Source organism: Vibrio sp. 10N.222.48.A3, assembly GCF_041475345.1.
Taxonomy (GTDB): domain Bacteria; phylum Pseudomonadota; class Gammaproteobacteria; order Enterobacterales; family Vibrionaceae; genus Vibrio; species Vibrio tasmaniensis_A.
In genome coordinates this window covers 1-2,874 of sequence record NZ_JBFRVX010000516.1, presented here as the reverse complement: position 1 = coordinate 2,874, position 2,874 = coordinate 1, and the positions used below count along the sequence as shown (strand labels likewise).

Sequence of the window (2,874 nt, the reverse complement as noted above, 5' to 3'; positions counted from 1 at the left end):
CTGTATTAGTTGTGACGATTGCCCTTCTATTGATGTCACTATTTGTGATTCAAGAAGGCGAACGTGGCATGGTAATTCGTTTTGGTCGAGTTCTCGATGACAACGGCGTATCACGAATCTATGAACCAGGCTTGCACTTTAAACTGCCGATGTTTGATCGCGTAAAAGTACTTGATGCTCGTATTCAAACGATGGATGGTCGTTCTGACCGTTTCGTAACATCAGAGAAAAAAGACGTTCTAATTGATACTTACGCAAAATGGCGTATTGCTGATTTTGGACGTTTTTATCTGAGTACCGGCGGCGGCAATATCATGACGGCAGAAGCACTTCTTGAGCGTAAAGTGACAGATGTTCTTCGTTCTGAAATTGGTTCTCGTGAAATTAAGCAGATCGTGTCAGGCCCTCGTAATAAGGACATCCTGCCAGACTCTGCTGATAGCGAAGTTGTCACAACGGTAGCGGCTGCAGAAGCACTAGAAGTTGATGGCGAACGCGATAAGATCATGGAAAACGTTTTGTCTGGAACGGCAGAAAGTGCGATGGCTGATTTAGGTGTTGAAGTTGTTGATTTCCGAATGAAGAAGATTAACCTTCCTGACGAAATCAGTGAATCTATCTACCGCCGTATGCGTGCAGAACGTGAGTCGGTTGCTCGTAGACACCGTTCACAAGGTCGTGAGAAAGCAGAAGTTATCCGTGCTCAAGCTGAGCTAGAAGTCGCGACTGTTCTTGCTGAAGCTGACCGTACTGCTCGAGTGACTCGTGGTGATGCTGATGCAGAAGCAGCGAAGATCTACTCTGATGCATTTAGCAAAGACCCTGAGTTCTATGGCTTCATGCGTTCACTGCAAGCTTATGAGACATCATTTAGCGATAAGAGCGACATTCTAGTACTGGATCCGAAGACTGACTTCTTCCAATACATGAATCAAGCAAGCGGTGCTCCAGCAAAATAAGCTGATTCGTTAATTCATTAAATTAGCGAAGTACCTAAAAATCAAAAGGCTCCCATAATGGGAGCCTTTTTGTTTTCTATTCGTTGAAGACTGCAGGTTGACCATTGAATCTTCGAGGGAAGTCGTAGTGACAGCTCCGTACTTTGAGAAAACCTAGCGGTAGGTCATGAAAGCGATAACGGCACCAGCCACCACAAGACAACCGCCAATACGGCGCAGTTGGGTGTCTGGTTGCTCGCTCAGTTGCGCGACCATGTTTCTCCAGCCATTAGGTGCAATCAAGGGGCCGAGCCCTTCAGCGATAAGAACGAGCCCAATAGCGAGCCAAATTGATTGAGACATGGTTCTGCCTTTTGTCTATAAAATGCAATGATATCAGCATCTTTACACATTCGCCCTCAGTTATCTCTGGTTTATTTTTGTACAGCGTTAACGTTTATGAACAAAAAGTGACTGCAAGAAGTGTGATTCAGTGCTAGAATCCATTTTTAATTAGCAACAGAAATTGGAAAGATGGGAAATAACGTAGTCGTTCTAGGCACCCAATGGGGTGATGAAGGTAAAGGTAAAATCGTTGACCTTTTAACTGAAGATGCAAAATACGTGGTTCGCTACCAAGGCGGTCACAATGCAGGTCACACACTTGTAATTGACGGTGAAAAAACCGTTCTTCACTTAATTCCATCAGGCATCCTACGCAATAACGTTAAATGTGTTATTGGTAACGGTGTTGTATTATCGCCTGACGCACTTCTTAAAGAGATGAAGCCTCTTGAAGAACGCGGTATCCCAGTGCGTGAGCGTCTTTTCATCTCTGAAGCTTGTCCTCTAATTCTTCCGTACCATATTGCTATCGACAACGCGCGTGAAATCGCTCGTGGCGCTAAAGCTATCGGTACAACAGGTCGTGGTATCGGTCCTGCTTACGAAGATAAAGTTGCTCGTCGCGGTCTACGCGTTGGCGACCTTTTCGATAAAGAAGCATTTGCTGAGAAGCTAAAAGAAGTTATGGAATTCCACAACTTCCAACTAGAGCACTTCTACAAAGCTGAAACAGTAAGCTACGAAGAAGTACTTGAGCAAGCGATGAGCTACGCAGACATGTTAACTGCGATGGTTATCGACGTAACTGACGAACTAGACGCAGCACGTAAGCGCGGCGACAAGATCATGTTTGAAGGTGCTCAAGGTACGCTACTAGATATCGACCACGGTACTTACCCATACGTAACGTCTTCTAACACGACTGCTGGTGGTGTTGCTGCAGGTTCTGGTTTCGGTCCTCGTCACATCGGTTACATCCTTGGTATTACTAAGGCTTACTGTACTCGTGTTGGTTCAGGTCCATTCCCAACTGAGCTATACGATGGCCTTGAGAAGCAAGACCCAGTCGGTAAGCACCTAGGCGATGTTGGTCACGAGTTTGGCGCAACTACTGGTCGTCTACGTCGTACAGGTTGGTTCGATGCTGTTGCTATGCGTCGTGCAATCCAAATCAACTCTCTATCTGGTATGTGTCTAACTAAACTAGACGTTCTAGATGGCCTAGAAGAACTAAAAATCTGTACTGGTTACAAGATGAAAGATGGTTCTATCCTAGAAGTTTCTCCAATGGCTGCTGAGTCATTCGAAGAAGCGACGCCAATCTACGAAACAATGCCTGGTTGGTCTGAAAACACATTTGGTGCTAAATCTATCGACGCGCTTCCACAAGCTGCTCTAGATTACATCAAGCGTATCGAAGACCTAACTGGCGTTCCAATTGATATCGTATCAACTGGCCCAGATCGTAACGAAACTATCATCAAGGTTCACCCATACGGCGCATAATGCCCAGTTGAGTGATTACCACAGCACGAAGCGTACTGAGGTAATTAAAGTACTTTGATAATGAAATAGTTTTCTAAAAGCCGAC

At 45.2% G+C, this 2,874-nt stretch carries 3 protein-coding genes; 2 read left to right on the top strand and 1 reads right to left on the bottom strand.

Features of this window, described 5'->3' with window-relative positions:
* Positions 1-959: protease modulator HflC (gene hflC, locus AB4653_RS15030; protein ID WP_372104617.1), on the top strand; the 959-nt coding region annotated here is incomplete at its 5' end.
* A gap of 153 nt (positions 960-1,112) precedes the next feature.
* Here hflC and AB4653_RS15025 read toward each other — a convergent pair.
* The gene (locus AB4653_RS15025; RefSeq protein ID WP_009847884.1) at positions 1,113-1,301 is read right to left on the bottom strand and encodes a DUF2065 domain-containing protein; all 189 of its coding nucleotides are present in this window, start codon (positions 1,299-1,301) and stop codon (positions 1,113-1,115) included.
* A 171-nt stretch (positions 1,302-1,472) separates the two neighbouring features.
* On the opposite strand from AB4653_RS15025, the gene AB4653_RS15020 reads away from it, so the two are divergent.
* Entirely contained in the window at positions 1,473-2,789 is a 1,317-nt protein-coding gene (locus AB4653_RS15020; protein ID WP_009847885.1) for an adenylosuccinate synthase, read from the top strand.
* Positions 2,790-2,874: the final 85 nt, after the last annotated feature.

Excerpts from the sequence above, each read along its gene's own strand:
- AB4653_RS15025 (WP_009847884.1), bottom strand. The coding sequence starts at position 1,301 with ATGTCTCAATCAATTTGGCTCGCTATTGGGCTCGTTCTTATCGCTGAA.
- AB4653_RS15020 (WP_009847885.1), top strand. The coding sequence starts at position 1,473 with ATGGGAAATAACGTAGTCGTTCTAGGCACCCAATGGGGTGATGAAGGT.